Annotated in this window: 25 protein-coding genes; all 25 read right to left on the bottom strand. The window is 44.9% G+C overall.

Translation table 11 applies throughout. From position 1 onward, the window contains the following. Positions 1-3: 3 nt before the first annotated feature. Positions 4-1,044 carry an ABC transporter substrate-binding protein gene (locus WMW72_RS30060; RefSeq protein WP_341419272.1) on the bottom strand — a complete coding sequence of 347 codons (1,041 nt, stop codon included), beginning with the start codon at positions 1,042-1,044 and terminating at the stop codon, positions 4-6. Between the two features lie 17 nt (positions 1,045-1,061). Continuing rightward, positions 1,062-1,955 (bottom strand): Cof-type HAD-IIB family hydrolase, encoded by an 894-nt coding sequence (locus WMW72_RS30055; protein ID WP_341419271.1) that lies wholly within the window; start codon positions 1,953-1,955, stop codon positions 1,062-1,064. A gap of 29 nt (positions 1,956-1,984) precedes the next feature. Continuing rightward, entirely contained in the window at positions 1,985-2,719 is a 735-nt protein-coding gene (locus WMW72_RS30050) for an MBL fold metallo-hydrolase (RefSeq protein ID WP_341419270.1), read from the bottom strand. Between the two features lie 423 nt (positions 2,720-3,142). After that, positions 3,143-3,631, bottom strand: coding sequence for a GyrI-like domain-containing protein (locus tag WMW72_RS30045; RefSeq protein ID WP_341419269.1), 489 nt, complete (start codon positions 3,629-3,631; stop codon positions 3,143-3,145). Between the two features lie 51 nt (positions 3,632-3,682). Further along, on the bottom strand, positions 3,683-3,874 hold the full coding sequence (locus WMW72_RS30040) for a hypothetical protein (protein ID WP_341419288.1): 192 nt from the start codon (positions 3,872-3,874) through the stop codon (positions 3,683-3,685). Beyond that, positions 3,843-4,091, bottom strand: a complete 249-nt coding sequence (locus WMW72_RS30035) for a helix-turn-helix domain-containing protein (RefSeq protein WP_341419268.1) — start codon at positions 4,089-4,091, stop codon at positions 3,843-3,845. The genes WMW72_RS30040 and WMW72_RS30035 overlap by 32 nt, the downstream gene beginning before the upstream one ends. Before the next feature lie 171 nt (positions 4,092-4,262). Then, positions 4,263-4,709: a GyrI-like domain-containing protein gene (locus tag WMW72_RS30030; RefSeq protein WP_341419267.1), complete on the bottom strand. Its 447-nt coding sequence runs from the start codon at positions 4,707-4,709 to the stop codon at positions 4,263-4,265. A gap of 325 nt (positions 4,710-5,034) precedes the next feature. Continuing rightward, complete coding sequence (locus tag WMW72_RS30025; RefSeq protein WP_341419266.1) at positions 5,035-6,267, bottom strand: MerR family transcriptional regulator; 1,233 nt, start codon at positions 6,265-6,267, stop codon at positions 5,035-5,037. A gap of 18 nt (positions 6,268-6,285) precedes the next feature. Then, the gene (gene wecB, locus WMW72_RS30020; RefSeq protein ID WP_341419265.1) at positions 6,286-7,443 is read right to left on the bottom strand and encodes a non-hydrolyzing UDP-N-acetylglucosamine 2-epimerase; all 1,158 of its coding nucleotides are present in this window, start codon (positions 7,441-7,443) and stop codon (positions 6,286-6,288) included. 221 nt (positions 7,444-7,664) lie between these two features. Then, entirely contained in the window at positions 7,665-7,910 is a 246-nt protein-coding gene (locus tag WMW72_RS30015) for a hypothetical protein (protein WP_341419264.1), read from the bottom strand. A gap of 190 nt (positions 7,911-8,100) precedes the next feature. After that, positions 8,101-8,274: a hypothetical protein gene (locus WMW72_RS35715; RefSeq protein WP_423227620.1), complete on the bottom strand. Its 174-nt coding sequence runs from the start codon at positions 8,272-8,274 to the stop codon at positions 8,101-8,103. Between the two features lie 29 nt (positions 8,275-8,303). Further along, positions 8,304-8,477, bottom strand: coding sequence for a hypothetical protein (locus WMW72_RS30010; protein ID WP_341419263.1), 174 nt, complete (start codon positions 8,475-8,477; stop codon positions 8,304-8,306). 316 nt (positions 8,478-8,793) lie between these two features. Next, positions 8,794-9,330: a hypothetical protein gene (locus tag WMW72_RS30005; RefSeq protein WP_341419262.1), complete on the bottom strand. Its 537-nt coding sequence runs from the start codon at positions 9,328-9,330 to the stop codon at positions 8,794-8,796. 185 nt (positions 9,331-9,515) lie between these two features. After that, positions 9,516-10,862 carry an MFS transporter gene (locus WMW72_RS30000; RefSeq protein ID WP_341419261.1) on the bottom strand — a complete coding sequence of 449 codons (1,347 nt, stop codon included), beginning with the start codon at positions 10,860-10,862 and terminating at the stop codon, positions 9,516-9,518. Positions 10,863-10,897: 35 nt separating this feature from the next. Then, a complete protein-coding gene (locus tag WMW72_RS29995) occupies positions 10,898-11,512 on the bottom strand; it encodes a cysteine hydrolase family protein (RefSeq protein ID WP_341419260.1) in 615 nt (204 codons plus the stop codon). A 140-nt stretch (positions 11,513-11,652) separates the two neighbouring features. Next, complete coding sequence (locus WMW72_RS29990) at positions 11,653-12,612, bottom strand: aldo/keto reductase (RefSeq protein ID WP_341419259.1); 960 nt, start codon at positions 12,610-12,612, stop codon at positions 11,653-11,655. 74 nt (positions 12,613-12,686) lie between these two features. Beyond that, on the bottom strand, positions 12,687-13,301 hold the full coding sequence (locus WMW72_RS29985; protein ID WP_341419258.1) for a cysteine hydrolase family protein: 615 nt from the start codon (positions 13,299-13,301) through the stop codon (positions 12,687-12,689). An 87-nt stretch (positions 13,302-13,388) separates the two neighbouring features. Further along, positions 13,389-13,964, bottom strand: coding sequence for a TetR/AcrR family transcriptional regulator (locus WMW72_RS29980; RefSeq protein WP_341419257.1), 576 nt, complete (start codon positions 13,962-13,964; stop codon positions 13,389-13,391). 346 nt (positions 13,965-14,310) lie between these two features. After that, a complete protein-coding gene (locus tag WMW72_RS29975) occupies positions 14,311-14,859 on the bottom strand; it encodes a hypothetical protein (protein ID WP_341419256.1) in 549 nt (182 codons plus the stop codon). A 42-nt stretch (positions 14,860-14,901) separates the two neighbouring features. Beyond that, a complete protein-coding gene (locus WMW72_RS29970) occupies positions 14,902-15,516 on the bottom strand; it encodes a cysteine hydrolase family protein (protein WP_341419255.1) in 615 nt (204 codons plus the stop codon). Positions 15,517-15,782: 266 nt separating this feature from the next. Continuing rightward, complete coding sequence (locus tag WMW72_RS29965) at positions 15,783-16,205, bottom strand: organic hydroperoxide resistance protein (RefSeq protein WP_423227619.1); 423 nt, start codon at positions 16,203-16,205, stop codon at positions 15,783-15,785. 152 nt (positions 16,206-16,357) lie between these two features. Next, positions 16,358-17,437, bottom strand: a complete 1,080-nt coding sequence (locus WMW72_RS29960) for a GerAB/ArcD/ProY family transporter (protein ID WP_341419253.1) — start codon at positions 17,435-17,437, stop codon at positions 16,358-16,360. A gap of 18 nt (positions 17,438-17,455) precedes the next feature. Continuing rightward, positions 17,456-18,613 carry a Ger(x)C family spore germination protein gene (locus tag WMW72_RS29955; protein ID WP_341419252.1) on the bottom strand — a complete coding sequence of 386 codons (1,158 nt, stop codon included), beginning with the start codon at positions 18,611-18,613 and terminating at the stop codon, positions 17,456-17,458. Between the two features lies 1 nt (position 18,614). Next, a complete protein-coding gene (locus tag WMW72_RS29950; protein ID WP_341419251.1) occupies positions 18,615-20,105 on the bottom strand; it encodes a spore germination protein in 1,491 nt (496 codons plus the stop codon). 478 nt (positions 20,106-20,583) lie between these two features. Continuing rightward, positions 20,584-21,417, bottom strand: coding sequence for a TrmH family RNA methyltransferase (locus WMW72_RS29945; RefSeq protein WP_341419250.1), 834 nt, complete (start codon positions 21,415-21,417; stop codon positions 20,584-20,586). Between the last annotated feature and the right edge of the window lie 3 nt (positions 21,418-21,420).

Raw genomic sequence — 21,420 nt, 5'->3', positions numbered from 1 at the left:
TTCTTATTTTCCGAACAATTCGGTGAATTGCTTTTTATCTGCATCGCGAGCTTCTGCCAGTTTGGAAATATCCGAGGAAAGAACCTTGAATTCAGAGACGCTCTTCAGTCCTTTAGGCGCTTCAATACCTTCACGGATCGGTGTATAGCCGATGCTGGAAGCGAGCTTTTGTCCGTCTTCGGAGAGCAGGAAATCGACAAAAGCTTTCGCTGCTTTCTCATTGGCTGTATTTTTCAATATCCCGATCGGCTCGGTGATGACAGGTACGCCTTCGGATGGATAGATCAGTTCTACCGGGGAGCCCTTCGCTTTCTCACGCGCTACGAGGTAATCAACCACCATGCCGTACGATTTCTCCCCGCTGGCTACGGCGTTCAGTACAGCCCCGTTGCCTTTCACCACGGACATATTGTTCGCTTTCAGTCCGTTGAAATAGTCCCAGCCGAATCCGTCCGTACGGGTAAATACACCAACATTGTAAGCAGCAGCGCCGGAGTACAGCGGGCTTGGCATGATGCTGCTGTCTTTGCTTTCCGCTGCATTCAGGGCTTTCCACGAAGTCGGTATGGTTTTCACCTTTTGCGTGTTGACGGCCAATACCGTTGCCATGACTTTGGTACCCGTGTAAGTGCCGTCGGGGTCGACGAGGTCTTTCGGGATTTTCGCAAGCTCAGGCGATTTATAGGAGGCGAGCAGGCTTTGCTTCTTCAGTCCTTCGAAGGTCACAGAGTCCGCGAGCAGCAGCACGTCCGCTTGAATTTTGCCTGCTTGGTTCTCGGCTTGAATCTTGGCGGTTACCTCTTCCGTACCGGAACGGAAGCTCTCGACTTTCACATCCGGGTACTTCTTGTTGAAGGCAGCTACAAGCTTGGTGATATCCTCTTCCGGCTGGGAGGTATAGAAAGAAAGCTTGCCGGATATTGTTTCTTGCTTAGGCGCTTCTTGTTTGGCAGGTTGCTGAGCAGCAGGCTGCGCGCCTTGATTAGCTGCAGGTTGTCCGTTTGTGCCGCAACCGCTGAATAAGAATAATGCTGTCAAACTCATGAGTACTGGACCTTTTTTTAACAAGATGATTCTCTCCCTATGTTTGGTTTTGTGATATTCGAAAAGTATAGCTCGATTGCTGCTGCTACACCGTTTTCTTCATTGCTCGTTGTCACGGCCTTCGCTACTTGCTTGATCTCGTCGCTGCTGTTCCCCATCGCGATGCCGAGCCCGGCCCACTGGAGCATGTCCGCATCATTATCGTAATCACCCATGGCCACGACCTCGAAAGGCTGAATGCCATGAATTCGGCACAGCAGCTCCAGAGCGGTTCGTTTGCTGACGCCCTGAGCATTTATATCGAAGCGGCGTTGCCCGGTTTTCGTTAATGCGAACTGCTTCGATGCCTGAAGCTCTTCATACATTTCGCTTAACCGAACAGGATCATCGCTAATGACGGTAGACTTGTATAACGGCTCGGAAGCATGGTTCGTAAAGGCGGCCAGTGAACCGACAGGCTTAACCAGAATCCGATCTGCCTGCTCTTGATAATTCGCATAGGTTAGCGGCTTGTCGGGATCGACGACGACATTGGCCAGTGGCCAGCTTGCATTCATGGAATTGATTTCTTCTACAAATAAGGTTCGGTAGCCGTAGAAATGGACATACACCCCCTTGTCTGCCGCTAGAAGAGCGATCCGGTGAGCGGCCTCCGGCGGAATCGGAGTTCCGTGCAGCAGCTCTCCGCTGTTAGCATCAAGAATGGCTGCACCATTGAAGGCGACGAGTGGACCGTTCATGCCAACATGCTGACCGTGAAGCCAGACCGAAGCGGGGAAGCGTCCCGAAGCGATCGTTACGTTCACTCCCTCTCGGATCAAATGTCGAAGAGCTTGGTGCACCTCAGGGGTAATCATTTTCTTGCGATTCAGCAAAGTGCCGTCCATATCCAAAGCGAGTAATCGATACATGGTTTCCTCTCCATTTTCAACATGCCTACTCATAAGGCATACATATCTGAAGTATGAGGTAGGAAGACCTGACCGCCGAAGACGGAGCTTGCCGTTTGCTTCATCAATTCGAAGTTGCCGTCGCTGGGCAGATGCACAAGCACGAGCTTCTTGACGTTTGCCTTCTCGGCAATGGTCGCCGCCTGGGTCGCATCCATATGGCCAAGTCCAGTCGTATGGTTGCTGCCTTCACAGATCGTGGCTTCGCACAGGAAAATGTCAGCGTCTTTGGCCAATTCCACAAGCGATTCACAGTACGAGGTATCGCCGGAGTAAACGAGCACCTTGCCTTGATACATAATCTTCACGGCGAAGCAGGAAATCGTATGCTCTACGGGGACGAACTCGATGTCTGCTCCCGCCAAGCGGATTTTGAGTGCGGGGTGGATCGTCGTGATCTCCGAATGTGGGCCATACAGCTTCTCCAGCATGTCCGCCGGTTCTTCAGGCACGAACAGCTTCAGCTTCTCGTGCATCCGCTTGTTGCGAAGCGCTCCGACTGCCGCGTATTGCAGGGGCCCGATATCCGCCATGTGATCGTGATGCAAGTGCGACAAAATCACCCCTGATAGCTTCTCCACACTGGTGTGGGTGGAGAGCCTGCTCATGACGCCGCTTCCGCAGTCCAGCAAGATCTGCCCTTCATCGGTTGTTACTAAGTAGCCTGCAGTCGCTCCGCCCGCAGAAGGATACCCTCCCCAATAACCTAAAATCTTGACCTGCATGTACTCACCTCAATGTTGTCTTTGTTGTTCCTTTTACATTTGTTCCTCTAGTTAACATTTGTCATTAATATAGGTCAAAAGACGTTGAAGGGCAAGTTAAGATCGTGTAAATGAGAGAGCCGCTAAGCGAATATGGCTTCTGGAAGGTCCTTTTAATCTGCCATGCTAATCTATGTTGTAATTCAGCTTCGATGGATGATTACATGAAATATGAATAAGCAAAAAGGGAGCCGATGTTCTTTTATTAAAAGTGAGAAGAAGTTCAATTTAACCAATAATAATAAGTGATTTAATACAATGTTGGACATTTTATTGGAGAAAATAAAAATGGATAGAGTCTCAGAGAAGATCTGAACTCTACCCATTTTTGGAGCCGCCACACTAGCGTTCTTCGTTAGCTTAATCCACATTTGCGAAATGCCATTACTTCTTGCGAACGGGAAAGCAAATATCCGTAACGGACTCTACAGACTCGGGACCATGATTTCTTTCATCGTAGATTTCGATATTATATAGCCCAGCGAGTTCATATCCGCTTTCTTTTAACCACGTAGAGTATAAATAAGCATGTACGGCACCTGCATTTTCGAAAGAACCATTGAATGTAAATAAAACATAAGTATTGGCTGGGATCTCTCTAACGACCATTTCATCCGGAATGTCCTCGGTCGAAGAAACTTCAACTCCAATAAAAAATTCAAAAAGGTCCGTTTCGGGATTATAATCTTCAGGGTCCGTACTTAAACCAAATACTTCTCTTTCGTTCATGCAACGTTTGACTTCAGCTCTTCTTTCCATCAAATTTGCCGATAGATTAAGCGTTGTCCGATTCTGTTGCACATCATGGAGAGTTACATTAGCCGCTAAACCGATTAATGTCATGGACGGCTTTTCGATGATGGTTGCTTTCATTACTTTCTCCTTAATGAAATTATTCGCGAATTGATTGAACAATGCTGCCCGTTATTGAGGTGCTTTTTCTATGACAATGTAATCATCCTTCCCGTCAAACATATAAGCACGGTTGGGAATGCCAAATCGACCCTTACACAGTGTAGCTCCAGCAACAGTGCCATGATGCTCTTTCCCACTGCTGTCCTGGGCATCCCCTTGAAATAAATACTCAGCTATCAAACCTGAGTACAAGTTTGCCAAAACCATTCTCCTCCCAAAAGTTCATCAATTGATACACCAAAAACTTCCGGATCAATGGTACTAATGCAATATCCGGGCATGATTGTCCATTTTCCCACTTACTTACAGCCTGATACGAAACGCCCAACCGTTCTGCAAGCTGTTCTTGTGTTAGACCATAGTTCTTTCTTAATATCCGGATCTGTGAACACAAGCGTTTTGTAAAATTAGTGTTCATCTGTTTAAGTCATCCTTCCAGCGATGGGTAACTCAATTGTATAAAATACCAATACATAAGGTTATCTCTTCTTTTTTGAGTGCTGGGAGTCTGCCGTTTCATGTCGGTAGCCTCGAATTGGTGATTGTTAAGCTATAGTGCCCCGAGGGAATTTAAAGCTCCTCACGCTTCTCAAAGTATCGGCACAAAAATATCGGCGTTATTAAAGTGTTGTTCTTCTCCAAATCTGAATACTTCAAGTGCAAGCGATCTTGGATTATTATCCAAACCTTTTTCTTTTAAAAAAGATTTAATTAGCGCATAAGGATCTTGATCGATTGATCTTACCTTCGCATAACGTTGACTTGGTACACTGAATCCGATCATACCTTTCGGAACACCCTCAATTCCTGTTACTTCCATACAATAGATGTAAGTGAAAAGTACATCGTTCGCAAAATGAGGACATACATATACGTGCGGATTCATAATCTCTTTAATCTCGCTCTTTCTAGCAAGAAATACTTGATTTGCTTCTTTAATGCTTTCCGGCTCAACCCTTTGGAAAACATTAGTCACGGGGACTCCGACAAAATGCTTCTCTTCAAGAGTAACGATCTCGATTTGATTGTTCTGCATGAACCTCACTCCTCGCAATATGAGTGGGAAGATATAAGCCATTTCAAGATCCGAAACTGGAACTTCCGTGTATTCAATACCTTCAATAAACTTCTCTTCCAAACGGATTTTTCTTTCAAATGTAGTAATTTAGGGCTAATGTCTCTTCACCTATGTTATCAATTTCTCATTATTATGTAAATGTTTTCCTATTGACCCAATCTGCCTGTTAACGTAATAACGGCTGCTCCGCAGCAGCCGTTCAAGTATCGTGATCAGTACCATGACTCTACCCTGTCGACAGTTAAGTAAGGTCGCCAGTCCCTTCTCTGAGAGAATAACTGAGTTATTTACGAAAAGCGACGAATAACCCGACCTCCTTAGTAAAATGAATGGCGCCCACAGCACGTATCTGTTCATTTAGCAAGTTCTCTAGTTGAGACAGGCGGCTGTCCGTTAAATTCTCGCGGCCTCCAGGAGTTGTTCGTATGTAATCGATTAGTGGCTTAGAATTCGTTACCCTAAGTGCATCCTCATATCGTTCCAAACGAATATCCATGAAACCTGCAGCTTCTAGCTGATCTTCCCCATTCTCTAACCCAAACTCGCAGGCAAAATCCTGACGTCCAAAATCATAATTTGGATTCAATTCGCTTAGAAATCCTTTTACTTCAACCATATGGTGCTTCCCCATCGTGGATGAGAACAGCATGCCTCCAGGCTTCAGAACACGTCGAATTTCCTTCAAGGACTGGTGGCGTTCGGTTACATGATAGAGCATATGATTAGCCAAAATCACATCAAAACTTGCATCTGGAAAAGGAATCGAACGTGCGTCTGCCGACGCGAACCGAAATCGATTAGCAGGAACGTAGTGTTCTAGACCCTCCCTAGCATCGTTTAACATCCCCTCGGAAAGATCCGTTAGCGTAACGTCCCATCCTTCTGGTATCCTATCGGCATTCCGTTTCCACAAAGTTCCGTCCCCACAACCCAGCTCAAGGATCTTGCTAGACTCCGGTATAATCATTTGATCAAATAGCCACTGATGCCATCTGTAAGGATTTACACTGAAGTCGTCATGCAATCGGATCCTCGTCTGCAGGTTGAACGCGCTCTCATACTCCTGGTTAACAACTCGGATGATGGAAGCGAATAGCTCCCATGCCGGACTACTTTCACAGAATTCAACATGGGACCCCTGACTTTCCTGCTCCTTGTGTTCCAAGCTTTCCAGTAGCGAAAGGGTCTCCTTAACTGTTTTTTGGACGAGACGGAGATGCTCCATTTTCTGACCAATAATTGTACTCTGAACTCTTAAGGATTCCTTCAAGTCCTCTTCGTGCCCGTCGCGGTGTATAATTGTTCTGATCTCGTCTATGGTCAAACCGATGTACTTTAGGGTCAAAATTCTTTGAAGTCTCGCCAAATCCTGCTTCGTGTAATATCGATGCCCAGTACTCGTCCTATAACTTGGACTTAGAAGCCCTACCTTATCGTAAAACTGTACGGTCCGTTTAGTTACACCCGCCTTGTCCGCAAAATGTCCCGCGGTCATCCATTCACCTTGTAATTGCATTCCATTTCCTCCGGTATATCAGGCATTAAATTGTTCGGGAACCTCAGAAATAAACCCAAAATGATGAGCAATATATTGTACAATACGTCTCGAAGCTTCCCCATCACCAAAAGGATTTACGGCATTTTGCATGGTGTTATAAAAACTTTTATCCGTAAGAAGCCTCTTTGTTACCGCATAGATGTCCTCTTCTTTCGTCCCTGCGAGATAAACAGCCTTAGTAGAAACAGCCTCGGGGCGTTCAGTCGTATCACGCATTAGAACAAGTGGTTTATGAAATACAGGAGCTTCTTCCTGCACCCCTCCGGAATCACTTAATAGTAGATAGGAACGGGATATCAAATTAATCATGTCAGGATAATTTATCGGATCAAGTAAATGAATTCTTTCATGCCCCGATAGGGTTTTGAAGGCCGTCTCTCGAACGATTGGGCTCAAATGAACTGGGTAAATAATTGAAATATCTGGATGATCATCGGCAATACGTCGTATGGCACGAAACATTTGGAGCATGGGAGCACCATAATTTTCTTTCCGATGGACTGTCATTGTTATGACTTTGCCCTTTTGATTTATAATCTGAGTTAATTTACCTTCGGTAAACGTATAATCTGAACGATTCGTTTTTATTGCGGTATCAATAGCCGTTTGACCTGATACAAATACACTGCTCTCCCTGAAGCCTTCTTTAAGCAGGTTATCTCTACTAATCATTGTGGGGGCAAACAAAAAATCGGTAACCACGTCCACGAGTTTTCTGTTTATTTCTTCCGGCCAAGGAGAGTGCTTGTTGTGTGAACGTAATCCTGCCTCTATATGACCGACCTTTATTTTATGGAAGAAGGCGACCAAACCGCCACATAATGTGGTTTGAGTATCCCCGTGTATTAATATTAGATCTGGCCTTTCTTCGGAAATAATTGAATCTAAGCCTGAAATGGCTGCAGATGTAATATAGGCAAGCGTTTGTTGTTCTTTCATAAGGGTCAGGTCGACATCGGGTTGGATATCAAAATGAGAAAGTGCTTGATAGAGCTGCTCCTTTTGTTGTCCTGTCACAATCACCTTCGTTTCAAACCACTCGGGATGATTTCTAAGCTCTTGGACTACTGGTCCCATTTTGGTTGCTTCTGGACGGGTTCCGAAAATCACCATTATTTTTTTGCGTTGAGGCATTGTACGTTCCCCCTTTTAATTCGTGTACTGTAACCAAGAGTAAGGGATAACCTTACGTCACATGCAAGGGGGAAAATACGAAAGAAAAAAGGCATATTAAATTGATACTAAATTTGATCCATTACTCCAGAATCCTGCCCGTAACGTAATAACGGCTGCTCTGCAGCAGCCGTTCAAGTATCGTCTCCATTAGCTTAATGAATCAGGTGTCACTCATAATATTACCTAGACCAAAAGCTTCTTAGATCCACGTACTCATCTTCAGCGACTTTTACACAATACTCGACCCAAATGATTTGATCAATTTTTCTGTTATTATCGTCATATAGGGTAAATGGGTAATGAAATAACACATCGCATTCATCGCTCGTTTGCTCAATTATCGTTTCTTCCAGATACCCTTCACCGAGAAGCAACTGAACTGCACCTGAATAGGATAGTCCTCTAAGAATACTGATATTTATCATTCGTCATCTCCTAATCCATTTAAATAACGCATTCAGATTATTTCCCCTTCAATTTTATCACAATCGTGAATTTTAAAGCCTTTCGTTTAATTCAAGATGTGAAGTTGCCGTTCAAGCTTATCCTGCCCTTAAAGTAATAACGGCTGCTCCGCAGCAGCCGTTCAAGCGTCTAAAGCTTCTTGAGATACAATTACTGTTCAAGTCCTTCGAAATTGCATCGCCAATCAGACACCCATGCGGGAAAATACCCTAATCGGTGAGCTACTCTCTGTGAAGCAATGTTACTGGCGATTACGTCATAACTCGGTATCTCTCCATGTCCCCATATTTCAAAAGATAACCTGTTTACAAGATAACTAGCCAATCCCAAATTACGATATTTGGGTATTACTTCTATGCCAATTTGCCACAATTTTGCACAGTTTTGCTTGCTCCTGCCACACCAACAATTTCCCCATCTTGCTTTGCAAGCACAGCTAGGATAGTCTGCCAGGGATGATTCGTATCATATATAATAGCTTCATTGAATCTTGTAACATCAAATAAACTGGCCACTTCTTCTCGCATAATCAGTTCAAATGAAAAAAATTTCCTGCCATTTACTTTAAAGAAACCAGGAACAGAACACCGCTATCTGTTTTCCGCAGCTTGAAGGTCTAGCAGTATACCTGTGACTTAGGTTCCTCATATCCTCATCGTTCTAGTGGTTCAAATGCTTAAAATACGGACTTACCTGCCAGTTGGAGTGAAACTATCATATACGTCTTCACGTATATATCGCCATAAAAAAACACCCTAGAATCTCATCGGATTAAACCAGAGGTTTTCCAATGTCTATTCTACGGGGTGCCTCAAATCGGAAGAACCAGACTATCGACTGCAATTAACCTTGCGCAGCACGTGCGATGCTTTCCGCAAAAAGCGGCGTTTCGCGTCCATTGTGATCCTCTACGACTTTTTGTCGGTCCTTCGCGACCTGTTCGAACGTAAGTCCCTGGCTCTCGATGATTTTCAAAAACTCCTCAGTAGGATGAGATTTTACAGAATTAGTAAATTCCGTTTTATTGTCGTTGATGGACTTTACGCTAAGCTCCCATATGACTTGCATTTGAGTTCTTCCGTTTGCAAGGAAAATATCGGAGGTAGAGACCATCCGGCAAAAATGATGATTGACGACCTCTCCTACATAATGCTGTACCGCCAAACTGGTGCCAATTGTCTCTACGTTGATGGACATTGGACGACCGTCATCCGTTTTGGTGGTGCCTACTGCAATATGGTCAGGCGGACAGCATCGTTGATACTCAGCATCTGAAAGTGAAAATATCCACTTCCCAATGTCGACTTTCTCAATAGGAACGTCGATAACATGGCTACAAACAGATTGCGTTAGCGTAAGATCTTGGCGTATCCCGGACATCGAATAGCCTCCTCATTTCATTTTAGGTCTTCGTTATTATGAGGTTACTTACCCGGGTTTATTCAAGAAAAAAGAAGAAGAGGCGGCCATATTTTCGACGTTTGTGCAAGTATGAGAAAATTGAACTCGAGCACGGAACAAAGAGTCCCGTGCTCGAGTAATCATTTATAATTTGTTTGACATTTTTAAGTGCTTCTTGCCTCATTGTCACGCAAGGAAGCGGTTTGGCGATTCGACAGCAAATACCGGAACAGTAAGATTAGCGAGCAAATACTTACTGCTATCAAGACGGCATACACAGTTTCATAAGCATGGACAAGTGAACCTTTTTTTTGATAGTCGAGCAGCATGCCGCAAAATGCAACAGAAAACGAACCGCCGAAAAACTGAATGAGCTGCATGAACCCCATACCAGAACCAATCAAATTGGATGGCAAAATGCGAGAGGTTTCATTATTTAATGATGCTAACGATGCAGAAGCGGCAGGCGAGAAGAATAAGTACCCAATCAATATTACAGCCGGGGATATATCAAGATTCGCCCAAAATACAATCAAAACCAAGGCTAAAACGACATGTCCTATAATAAGAACACGGATATTCCCATATCGATCAATCCAACGACCGACAAAGCGCGTTAGAAAGGCAGAAAAAATAGCTCCAGGGGCAATGACTAGGCCAATGATCAGTGGTGAATCCTTGAATAGATTGGCAAGTACCAGTGGCATGATAAACAAATTCCCAAGATTCAGCATCAGAATACTGAATCCGACAAGTAGGAGTTTCCTATACTTCGGTTCTGCAAAGAGCTTCGGATTGATGAAAGATTCATTTTTTCGACTTAGATGCCAGATATGAGCAGCGACCGATAGGATTCCGACTGCCAGCCATAAGAATGATCGCTGTGTGACAGCAGTCAGGATTGTCACAGCGTTGACAACAGTCAGAACGGCACCCAGAATATCAAACCGGAATGGCTTTGGCTGCTCCTTGGGAAGCAGCCGCAGTAAAACCGGAAGAAGTACAAGCACAAGACTCGTGAATCCGAATAACCCGTTCCAGCCCATATATTCGGTGATCAGCCCTCCGACAATCGGACCCATACCGAATGCCATGGCAGCTCCAGCCGAAATCATGGAGATTGCTCGGCCTCGTCTTTCATAAGGAATATACCGGCTGGCGATAACAAGACCAAGTCCCGCCGTCACACCTGCCCCAGCAGATTGCGCAATTCTAGCGAACAATAGGGCTTGAAAATTCGTAACAAAGATGCCGAAGACAGATGCTAGACCTAATATGACTAGTCCAACCGTCAATAATCTTCGGATCGGCAGTACGTCAGAAAGCCGGCTATAAATCATGGTCGATAAGGCATAGCCAATGGAGTAACTTGAAATAATCCATGAACCAAGGGAGGCCGAAACGCCAATATCCCCAATAATGCTCGGAATAGAGACATTAAACATCGTCGTGTTCATTAACACAATGAACAATCCGAAAGTCCATACCGGCATTACAACTTTGTCATTCATGTTGATACACTTCCTTATCTATGCCTGCACTTTGGTTATAGCTTGGCAAGAAGTTCTTCTGTTGTTAGTATGGCATGGGCAAATGTAGGACCATTAATTTCATGTGCCGCATGCAGCGCTTCTTTGGTAAAAGCAGATGTCGCATCTTTGACAAGCGTCACATTGTAGCCGAGCTCCATGCCGAATCTTGCGGTCGCTTCGATACATGTATTGGCTAGCATACCGACAACGATTATTTTTTGTAGGCCGTGCATCTTCAACTGATGATCCAGATCCGTGTTCGCGAATCCACTGCTACCCCAATGCTCTTTGATAATCACATCGCCTTGTTGAGGCTGAAAATCAGGATGGAATTCCCCTCCCCACGAGTCTTTAGCAAACACCTGGCCTTGCTTTGCTTTAAGCTGATAAGGCGTCGGATGCAGCCAAGAATCAAAATCCGTTAGCTCAGATCTGTGATGAGGCACATAAAAAACACGAATGCCGGCTTTACGAGCAGCTTCAACGGTCTCTTTTAAATGTTTGATCATGTTAACGGATTCCGATACTTCTTTCGTACGAGGATAAAGCTTACCTTCCTCTGACAAAAAATCATTATACGGGTCAACCAATAGAAGTCCTGTCGTTGTTTGATCATATACTTTTGTCATGAGTATGCACTCCTTTTGTATTTATCAAAGTAGTTAATTCTAATTCGCTTTTTTCACATTTGTAATTAAAATTTTCTCCTGTCGGTAATGGTATTATCCATCCCAAGAAAGACCAAAATGATACAATTATGGATCATGATTTAGATCATGCTATTTTCCCATGCACCTCGAATTTCCACATCGGTCGACTTCGCGGCTCGTTCCAAATCTGTGATTTCATTATGGGTCAACTTGATTTCCATGGCAGAAAGAGCGCTGGTGACATGCGATGATTTCGTCACCCCAATAATCGGTACCGTTCCTTTGGCGATTGCCCATGCAATAGCAATTTCTGCAGGTTCGACTTGATGCCGTAAGCCGAGTTCTCTCATGAACTCTATAAGTTTATCAAGTTTGGCAAGTACTTCTTCATCAAAAGCGTCTCCTCTTCGGGTCCCCGCCTTAAAAGGATTTTTGGCATGGTACTTTCCAGTTAGTGCCCCTTGCTCCAAGACCATATAGGAGAAGAAGAGCAAATCATTGGCTTTACAATAATCAATGATCCCTGCTTCCTCTGATGAACGATAGAGCAGGCTGTAATGATTTTGAACGGCTGAGAGCTGCAGCCCTTCCTGAGCCAAAATGTCCACCGCGAGTTTAATTTCTTCCAAATTATGATTGGATACGCCTGCGTATTTGATTTTTCCACTTTTCATCAACGGGATCAGTTTGGAGGTCCAACGCTGAACGTCCTTCGGATTGTGGATCCAATAGATATCGACATGATCCTTATCCATGCGCTGCAGGCTCCCTGCGAAAGATTCCTCAACAGCATCGTCTGACTGATCGCTACGGGGTGTAAATTTCGTTGAGATCAGGACGTCATCTCTCCCGTTAATGAATGTTCCTAGAATCGCTTCCGAAGCTCCCATTCCGTAAACCGCGGCTGTGTCCCAAAGATTCAATCCAGCATTCATTGCCGCATTAAATATGGGCTGTAGATCCTCGGCCATCAGGGCATTCCCAAAAACGGCGTCCCCTCCGTTGGCGCCGGTTCCCCAAGACCAGGTACCTAGAGCAACAGCCGGAATAGGAGTCTTTTTTAGCTGCACGGTTTTCATGTATATCTCTCCTTTTAATCTAAGGTCGATTTTGGCGAAAGCGATCAGCCGCCAGGAATACAAGATACATTCATTTATAACACTGCAAGAAGTTCTTCTGTTGTTAGAATGGCATGTGCAAAAGTAGGGCCGTTGATTTCATGCGCCGCATGCATAGCTTCTTTACTAAAAGCAGCCGTTGCATCTTTGACAAGGGTAACATGGTAGCCAAGCTCCATTCCGAAGCGTGCAGTCGCTTCAATGCATGTATTGGCTAACATGCCTATAATAATTATCTTTTGTACACCATGCATTTTAAGCTGATGATCCAAGTCAGTGTTCGCGAATCCGCTGCTGGCCCAGTGCTCTTTAATCATCACATCTCCCTTCTGAGGTTGAAAATCGGGATGAAATTCCCCACCCCATGAACCTTTAGCAAACACCTGTCTTTGTTTAGTAAGAAGTTGATACGGAGTCGGGTGTATCCAATCTTCAAAATCATCCGGTTCAGATCTGTGATGAGGAACAAAAAAGACTTGAATATTCGCTTCTCGAACAGCGTTGAGGATTTCTTTTAAATGTTCGAGCAAATTTACGGAATCCGCTACTTCTTTAGCACGAGAGAAACTCTTGCCCTCCGGTGACAAGAAATCATTATAAGGGTCAACCAAAAGAAGCGCTGTTGTTGCTTGATCATATACGTTTGACATGGCTATTCATTCCCTTCCACTTGATCGATAACTTTCATTTTTACTTAACTTTTCATTTCGTCTGCACTCTTTTTCATTAAAAGATCATCACTCTAATACTGATAGATTTATTTGAATAATTTGATGTAATTTCTCCCTGTCTGTTGTGGTTTTAGCCATAACGCGAAGTCCTATCAATGCATTGTTGAAATATTGAGAAAGCCATTCTGCATTAAGCGCCTTGGAAATTTCCCCCGTTTGTTGACCTTCTATAAGAAGGTCACGTATTAAATGTTCCGTGAAATCCCAGAACTGATGAACACAATCTCTTGCTTCAGCATCATTTTGTGCCAACTCAACCGCTGTATTCACTATGAAGCAGCCCACAGGGGCCTCTTCTTCTGCCGGATGAATTGCCCTTTCAAACAACATTTCAATTGCTTCCCTGGCAGAAAGGCCGGCTATACGCAGCTTATACGATTGCTCTAACTTGTCACTATAGTGTTTCAATGCTCTTACATACAAGGACTTCTTGTCGCCAAAGGTAGCATACATGCTCCCCTTATGAACCCCCATATGGGATACTAGTTCTTGCATGGATGTTTTCTCATATCCTTGTTCCCAGAATAACCGCATGCCTTTAAGCAAAACGGCATCTTCATCAAACTCTCTTGTTCTGACCATCCATTTCCCTTCTTTCCAAGCAATCTAGCAATTCAAGAACAACCGCCCGCAAGCAATTTGGAACAATCGTTCTTAAATGTGTACACTTAATTTAACACATTAAGAACGGTCGGTCAAGAATAATTTTGAACGGTCGTTCTTGAATGAATATATTGATAAATTAACAAGTATGGTTATAATCCAAGTTCGCTTTTTTATGTATTTAATGTTGGCCTCAAAGATAGGCTTTACTTCTACAGCGCTGAGTTCTTCATGAGACAATCTCGTAAATAAATAAGCCGCCCAGGAATGAGCGACTTCGAGTGATTAATGATGGCCTTTGGAACAAGGCACGATAAAACCAAATCTAATGCACTCCTCCACGTGCAGCGCGTGCGATACTTTCTGCGAAAAGAGGCGCCTCTCGTCTATTGTGATCTTCCGATATTTTTTGACGGGACGCGGACGCCTGCTCAAACGTAAGTCCCTGATTCTCAAAAATACTTAATAAATCTTCCGACGGATGGGTCACCACGAAATTCGTAAATTCGGTTTGATCGGCGTTGACGGGTTTTACGCTAAGCTCCCAAATCACTTTCATTTGGGTTCGCTGCTCGTTCGAAATAAAGATATCGGTTGTGGAGACCATCCGGCATTTATGTTTTTCGACGACCTCTCCGACATAATGCTGGATCGAGAGACTGGTGCCGATTTTCTCCACGTTTATAGACATTGGACGTCCGTCTTCTGTCTTGGTTGTTCCTATCGCAATATGGTCCGGGGGACAGCAACGTTGATATTCGGCTTCGGAAAGCGAAAACATCCATTGTCCAATATCTACTTTTTCCACCGGAACGTCGATAATGTGACTAAAGCTCGACTTTGCGAGAGTTAGGTCTTCGCGAATCTTAGACATAAGTAAGCCTCCTCTTAATAGTAATGCTTTCGCCCAGATCGTTTACAGTAGAGCAAGAAGTTCTTCCGTTGTTACAATAGCGTGAGCAAACGTAGGCCCATTAACTTCATGCGCCGAGTGCATAGCCTCTTTGCTATAAGCCGCTGTAGCGTCTTTAACCAGAGTAACATGGTAACCCAGCTCAGAACCGAAGCGTGCGGTCGCTTCGATGCATGTATTGGCTAACAAACCGATAATGATAATCTTTTGTAAGCCATGCATTTTCAGTTGATGATCCAAGTCCGTGTTCGCAAATCCGCTGCTAGACCAATGCTCTTTGATCATCACGTCGCCCTTTTGAGGTTGAAAATCGGGATGAAATTCCCCACCCCATGAACCTTTTGCAAATATTTGAGATTTTTTGGCTCTGACCTGATTAGGATTTGGATATAACCAAGTATCGAAATCATCCGGTTCAGATCGGTGATGGGGAACATAAAAAACACGGATACCGACTTTTCGAGCCTTATCAACGGTAGCTTTTAGATGTCCGAGCAAGTTTACGGATTCCGATATTTCTTTGTGACGAGGATAAGCTTTACCTTCCGTAGATAAGAAGTCATTATAGGGGTCAACCAATAATAAGCCCGTAATTCCTTTATCGTAGGTTTTTGTCATTACTCAATATTCCTCACTTTCCTGTTGAAAGTAAATTTCGCTATAGGTTTCGTCAATGGACCATACATTATGCGGAATATCGAATCAGCGCGTAAATTATTCCACGAAAAAGAAAAACACCCCCGCCGGATACCCTGCGAAGGACGAACCATAAAGATCAAGAACGAAGTGAAGCTTGCCCAAGCACACCGATTTTTTCAACGCGAGCAGATTCAGATCTTTCGCGTAGGTGTATGTCCCTTCACGTAGTCGATGGTGCACAGAGATTAATCTACTACGGTCGTGATCACTTCGATATTACCGCGGGTTGCTCGGGAATAAGGGCAAACATCATGAGCTTCCTCGACGACTTGTTTCGCGACGCTCATCTCTACACCCTTAATAGAGACGTCCATGTATACGGACAAGACAAAGCCATCGTTTACATCCTTGCCAATCGTAACATGCGATGTTATTTTTGTACCTTCCGATTTCATTCTCTTTTTCCTCAGAACAACGCCTATCGCACCTTCAAAGCATGCGCCAAAACCAGCTGCGAACAATTGCTCCGGGTTGCTTCCGTGTCCGCCGGGTCCTCCTAATTCTCGGGGAACTTTTAGGTCCAGATCAAGAGCACCATCGCTGGATACCGCCTTGCCTTCCCTTCCGCCTTCTACATTTACGGTAGCTGTGTACAATTTCTTTTCCATTATATTCATTTTAGCAACTCTCCTTTACGATATAGAACCTTTAGTATGCTTATGACATGAGGTTCCTATGCGTTTGTTTTCATAATGTGCGGTGTAACTTTATTCGAGGAATGGCATTTTGATTGTTCATCGGCAACACTAGTATGACAAAATTAACTTTTCATCCGATTTCGAGCTTTTCCGATCATCCATAGCAATAGTGGAATTCCGAATAGAAAAATAGGGAAGGCGATATTTCTCCAGAATTGAGGGTAATTGATTTGAGACTCGTCCACATTTCTTGGAAATAGGGCGACAGCTATGATCAAGATGCCGACGATCCCAATCAAGTTCTGCCATTTCCTGATATGAAACAACTGAGCCGCTCCGTAACTAGTCATAAACATGTAGAGGCATAGTTTGATGAAAAAACTAAAGATCGTACCAACGACCAACAAAATATCGAGGTTTTGAATGAATCCCAAGATGGAAATGTATTGAGTGATGTAATAAATGGGATACAGGAGCTTGGCTGGAACGGCATTGTCCATGATAAGCAGCACGTCGATGACACCGGTAATAAGGATAACCGCGGCGATTCCCACCCCCCACAATCCGGAGGACAATGCCTTTTTTTTATCTGTAAGGAAGGCGACCAGCATCACAATCATAAATGATTCGCTCAAGTAAGAAGCAGCCAACGTGCTGCCTTGTAACACCGGCATAAAGCCCTCGAAAGGTAAGAGTGGAAGAATACGTTCTGGGCGATAATTAACGATGGTTAGGATCTTGAATACAGTTATGTTAAAGATGATGAGAGGTCCGATGACTTCACTGCAACGTCCGACGATATGGAGACCTCCATACACCGCGTATACCATAACAAAAGCCATGAATAGGACGATGAGCCAAAATGGAGTATCCATAAATAAGGCGGAATGAACAAAATCCGCATATTGTCGCAAGATCATGCCTGCTGTGAAAATCCAAAGAAGCAGATACGCGAAGATCATCGTTTTGCCCAACCATTTACCTATGATTTTGGGGACGTATTCCACAAACGTTTCCTCTGGATAGAGAAGGCTTAATTTAATCGCGATATAGGCAACAACCATGGATGCCGCACCAGCGAAAAACATGGCCATTGGTGCGCCTTGTTTAGCTTCTTCGAATGTAATGCTGGGTGCTAGCAGCAAAGTTGTGATTTCCATCGAAAGTAATAGCCAAAAATATTGATATTTCGTCAGCTTCATCTCTAGCTCCTTAACTGTTTATTCGATATATGGAGGTGGCCCTTGGAGTCCAATTCGCTTTATTTTCACACGTGAATGAACGGTAATTTGTGCATCTGTAAACTCTTGCTCCCATCGGGAGCTCAGATCTCTCCACTCTCTGGGATGCTGTCGGCTGATTGCTCTTCCGAAATGGAACACATCAATATGAAACTGCTTTTGCGCTTTCTGTATCATATTCAACATGGCCTTTTCGATATGGCTGTTCAACTCCTCTTCGTAATTTCGCAAATTTTCGACATTTCGAAGCTCCAACGTCGTGTTGCTCTCCTGTATAGTAGCGTTGCCATTTAATGTGACGTCGATTTTTACCCGGTCGCCCTCAATTTCAGTGTGTACCTTGCATCTTGTTCGTTGGATTTCGACGCTGAACGTTCCTTTTCTGTTTGACGACACGGGCACTGTTACCGGCATGCGTTTTGTTTCTTTAACGATCCATAACCGATAAGCAGATTCCAACGCATCGAAATAGCCGACTAATTGCTGTTTACGGTTAAGAATTGCACGGCCGTAAATACGAAATGTTTTTTTTTGGAGTTTCGGATCGTACTGAATATCGAGGGCAGGAAGTGTAGGACCGCTTCCTTCAGCGTTTGACTCGATTAAAAACTCAAGAAGCGAATTGCCGATTTGCTTGCCGATGTTCTCTCTAATTTTTGAAGTAGCGATGACAGGCATTTTTTCGAGCGGATAAGACATTTGCATAAACTCAAGGGCGTTCTTCCCCTTCACGACCCATATATCTGTTTTGAGCCGGCTATCGGGGTCCCTGGTGATCGAGTCCATGATATCCGAGATACCTGCCTTCGCCGTATCTTCTCCAAAATAGATGTTACGCCGGTGACCACGGGTTATATTTCGGGATAATTTTATCTGCAAATCAAAGATACATTCAGGTAAGGTTTTCCCGGTACCCGTCTCGATGAAATAAGATTTTTTCTCTCCTGCACCAGTTCCTTTGGATTCAAGCGGAATCATGAATTGTCCGATTAACAATATATTTCCGTCATTGAGAAAATCGATACCGGAACCCAAATCAAATAATCGGTCGTTCAATTCGCGTCGATCCCAACATCCAGTTAACGGAAGTAGAAGAAGGATGGCCGCGAATAGCAAGCCAGCTTTTTTGATTCGCATGTTACCTCCGCCTGGGTTTTCCAATAATTAAGGCTTTATGAGAAATCATTTTCCACCAGGGAGCGCGTATAAGAACATCTTTGATTTGGTTGGGTTGAAAAGGAGCAATCGGTGTTAAATAAGGGACACCGAACGACTCTAACCTGACCAGGTGGATCAAGATGATGATGCTCATCATGGTGATTCCGAATAAGCCAAGCGCCCCTGAAATAATAAGGATTGGAAAACGAAGAATTCGGAAGGCGATACCCATGTTGTAACGGGGAATCGCAAACGATGCTATCCCAGTTAGAGAGACAATGATAACCATTGGAGCGGAAACGATTCCCGCTTGGACTGAGGCTTCCCCGATAACTAAGGCGCCGACAATGCTGACAGCTGAGCCGGCGGCTCTTGGCAAGCGAACTCCAGCCTCGCGTAAGCCTTCGAACAGAAACTCCATCAACAGTGCCTCGATGACGGCCGGGAAAGGAACGCCTTCGCGAGCCGACGTGATGCTTAGCAAGAAGTTTGTCGGAAGCAACGACGGATGGAACGTCGTAATCGCCACGTACATCGAAGGAAGGTATAAGGAAATAGAGAACAGAATGAAACGGGTCCATCTAAGCAGAGTGGAATATAAAAATCGTTCGAAATAATCTTCGGCCGCTTGAAATGTCATCCAGAACGTCATCGGTACGATAAGGGCTTGAGGTGTTCCGTCTGTTAATATAGCGACTTTTCCTTCAACTAGGTTAGCAGCTACAATATCTGGACGCTCGGTATTCATGACTTGAGGGAAAGGGGTGAATGATTTGTCTTCGATGAATTCTTCAATGTAGCCGGAATCGAGCACCATGTCCACCCGAATGCCGGATACTCGATGTTTGATGAGTTCGACTAAGTCTCGAGGTGCTTGTCCCTCCACGTAGGCGATAACGACTCTCGTTTTGGAAATAGTGCCGAGGACGACGGATTCAAGCTTTAGTTTTGGCGTCTGAATTCTTCGGCGAATTAAGCTTGTATTCGTTTGAAGCATCTCGGTAAAGCTCTCTCTAGGCCCACGTATGGTTATCTCGGAGGCCGGCTCTTCCACTCCCCGGTGCTCCCAATCAGACGTTTCCAGGAGAATTGCTTTCGGTTGACCATCGACAAAGATAGCCAGATAAGCTCGCAAGATGGATTCGATGATTACCTGTAGACGATTTTCGTTTTGAATCGGGCGTACTGCTGCAAAATGATCTTTCAGAGTCGGATAATCGACTTTCCCCTCCTTAACTAACCCAATTTTTTCCACAATCCATGATTGGAATAACGTTGATTTGAATACATTCTTGTCGATCATTCCATCGATATATACCATAAGAATCGAACATTCATCAGACAAATCGACCCGTTGAAAGGCGACGTCGAAACAATCTTCAAAAACACGCCGGAGCAACGCTTCATTCCCCGCTATGTCCGCGCTAATCATTTCTTGAGGATAGGTACCCGAACTCAGCGAAGAAATCATGTTCACAAAACTCCTTAAAAATTTTCCATATTATTACTTGAACAGTGTGTTTTTATGCAAGTAATAAAGAAATTTTTGCTAGGATTTCATGATTATTAATTTCATTGATATTTCATCTGACGAAATTCAAGCTATCAAAGAAAAGAATGAAAGAGGTAGGCAAGCTGTCTCCGAATTCGTAGAGTAAACAAAAATGTAGCCGAACAACAGTGATTCGTCATGCAAAAAGCAGCCATCCCGATTGGGAACGGCTGCTTTTTATAATAGCTAGCATGTTGTTTTTCGAAATGTTCCAGAGAGATCTTTCTGGTGATCTCTGGGTAGCACTGTACGTAAAGAATGCAGTAGTACCAGAGGTTTGCACGAAAATTATAGGGCAATTTTTATGACAAAAAATCGGTACGGCTGACTGCCAAATGACGTTACAATTACTGCCAAAGTGAATGACAGCTTACAATGGACAGGAATTACGGTTTCGCTAAAATCCCCGCTGCCGCGCAGCCTCAAACAGCATCACCGTCGCCGCCATCGCGGCGTTCAGCGACTCTGCCCGGCCCTGCATCGGGATCAGCACATGACGGCCGACCCTTTCGCTGACGGCCTCGGACACGCCTTGTCCCTCATTGCCGATGACGATCCAGGTAGCTGGCCGCAGGTCGCAATCATACAGCGGAACGGCACCCTGCAGGCTGGTCCCGATTACCTGTGCCCCGGCCTCCGCAGCCTGCGGCAAGCATTCCGTCAGATCCGCCGACACGATCGGCAGATGGAACAGCGAGCCCATCGTCGAACGCACGGTCTTTGGGTTATACAGATCGACGGTGCCCTTGCCCAGCACGATTCCGGTCGCGCCGACGGCATCGGCGCTGCGGATGATCGTACCGAGATTGCCCGGATCCTGCATGCCGTCGATGGCGATAACCAGCGCGGAAGCAGTGCCGGCCGCGGCAGGCTTCATCAGATCGGATAACCGCCAAGGCAGCTTGGGCACGACCGCAAATACCGGCTGAGGCGTCAGCGTGTCCGTACACTTGGCAAGCACAGACTCGGCGACAGCCACACACTCGATCCCTGCAGCCCGCGCGCGGGCCAGCAAGGGGGCGCAGACGGCCTTGCGGTCCTCCGCATAAACCACTGTTTCAGGCGGTACAAGCTCCGAGTTCAGCGCTTCCTCCACCAGGTGCAGGCCTTCGATAATGAATCTTCCGGATTTGTCGCGGCCCTTGCGGCTTTGCAGCTCGGCCCATTGCTTAACCCGCGGATTTTGCGCCGAGCTAATCACTTCAGGCGGCTTGGAATGTTTGTCGTTCAATGG

Source organism: Paenibacillus filicis, assembly GCF_038070315.1.
GTDB classification, from domain to species: Bacteria; Bacillota; Bacilli; order Paenibacillales; family NBRC-103111; genus Paenibacillus_G; species Paenibacillus_G filicis.
The sequence above is the reverse complement of the archived record's forward strand: the minus strand, read 5'-3'. Positions and strand labels throughout refer to the sequence as shown.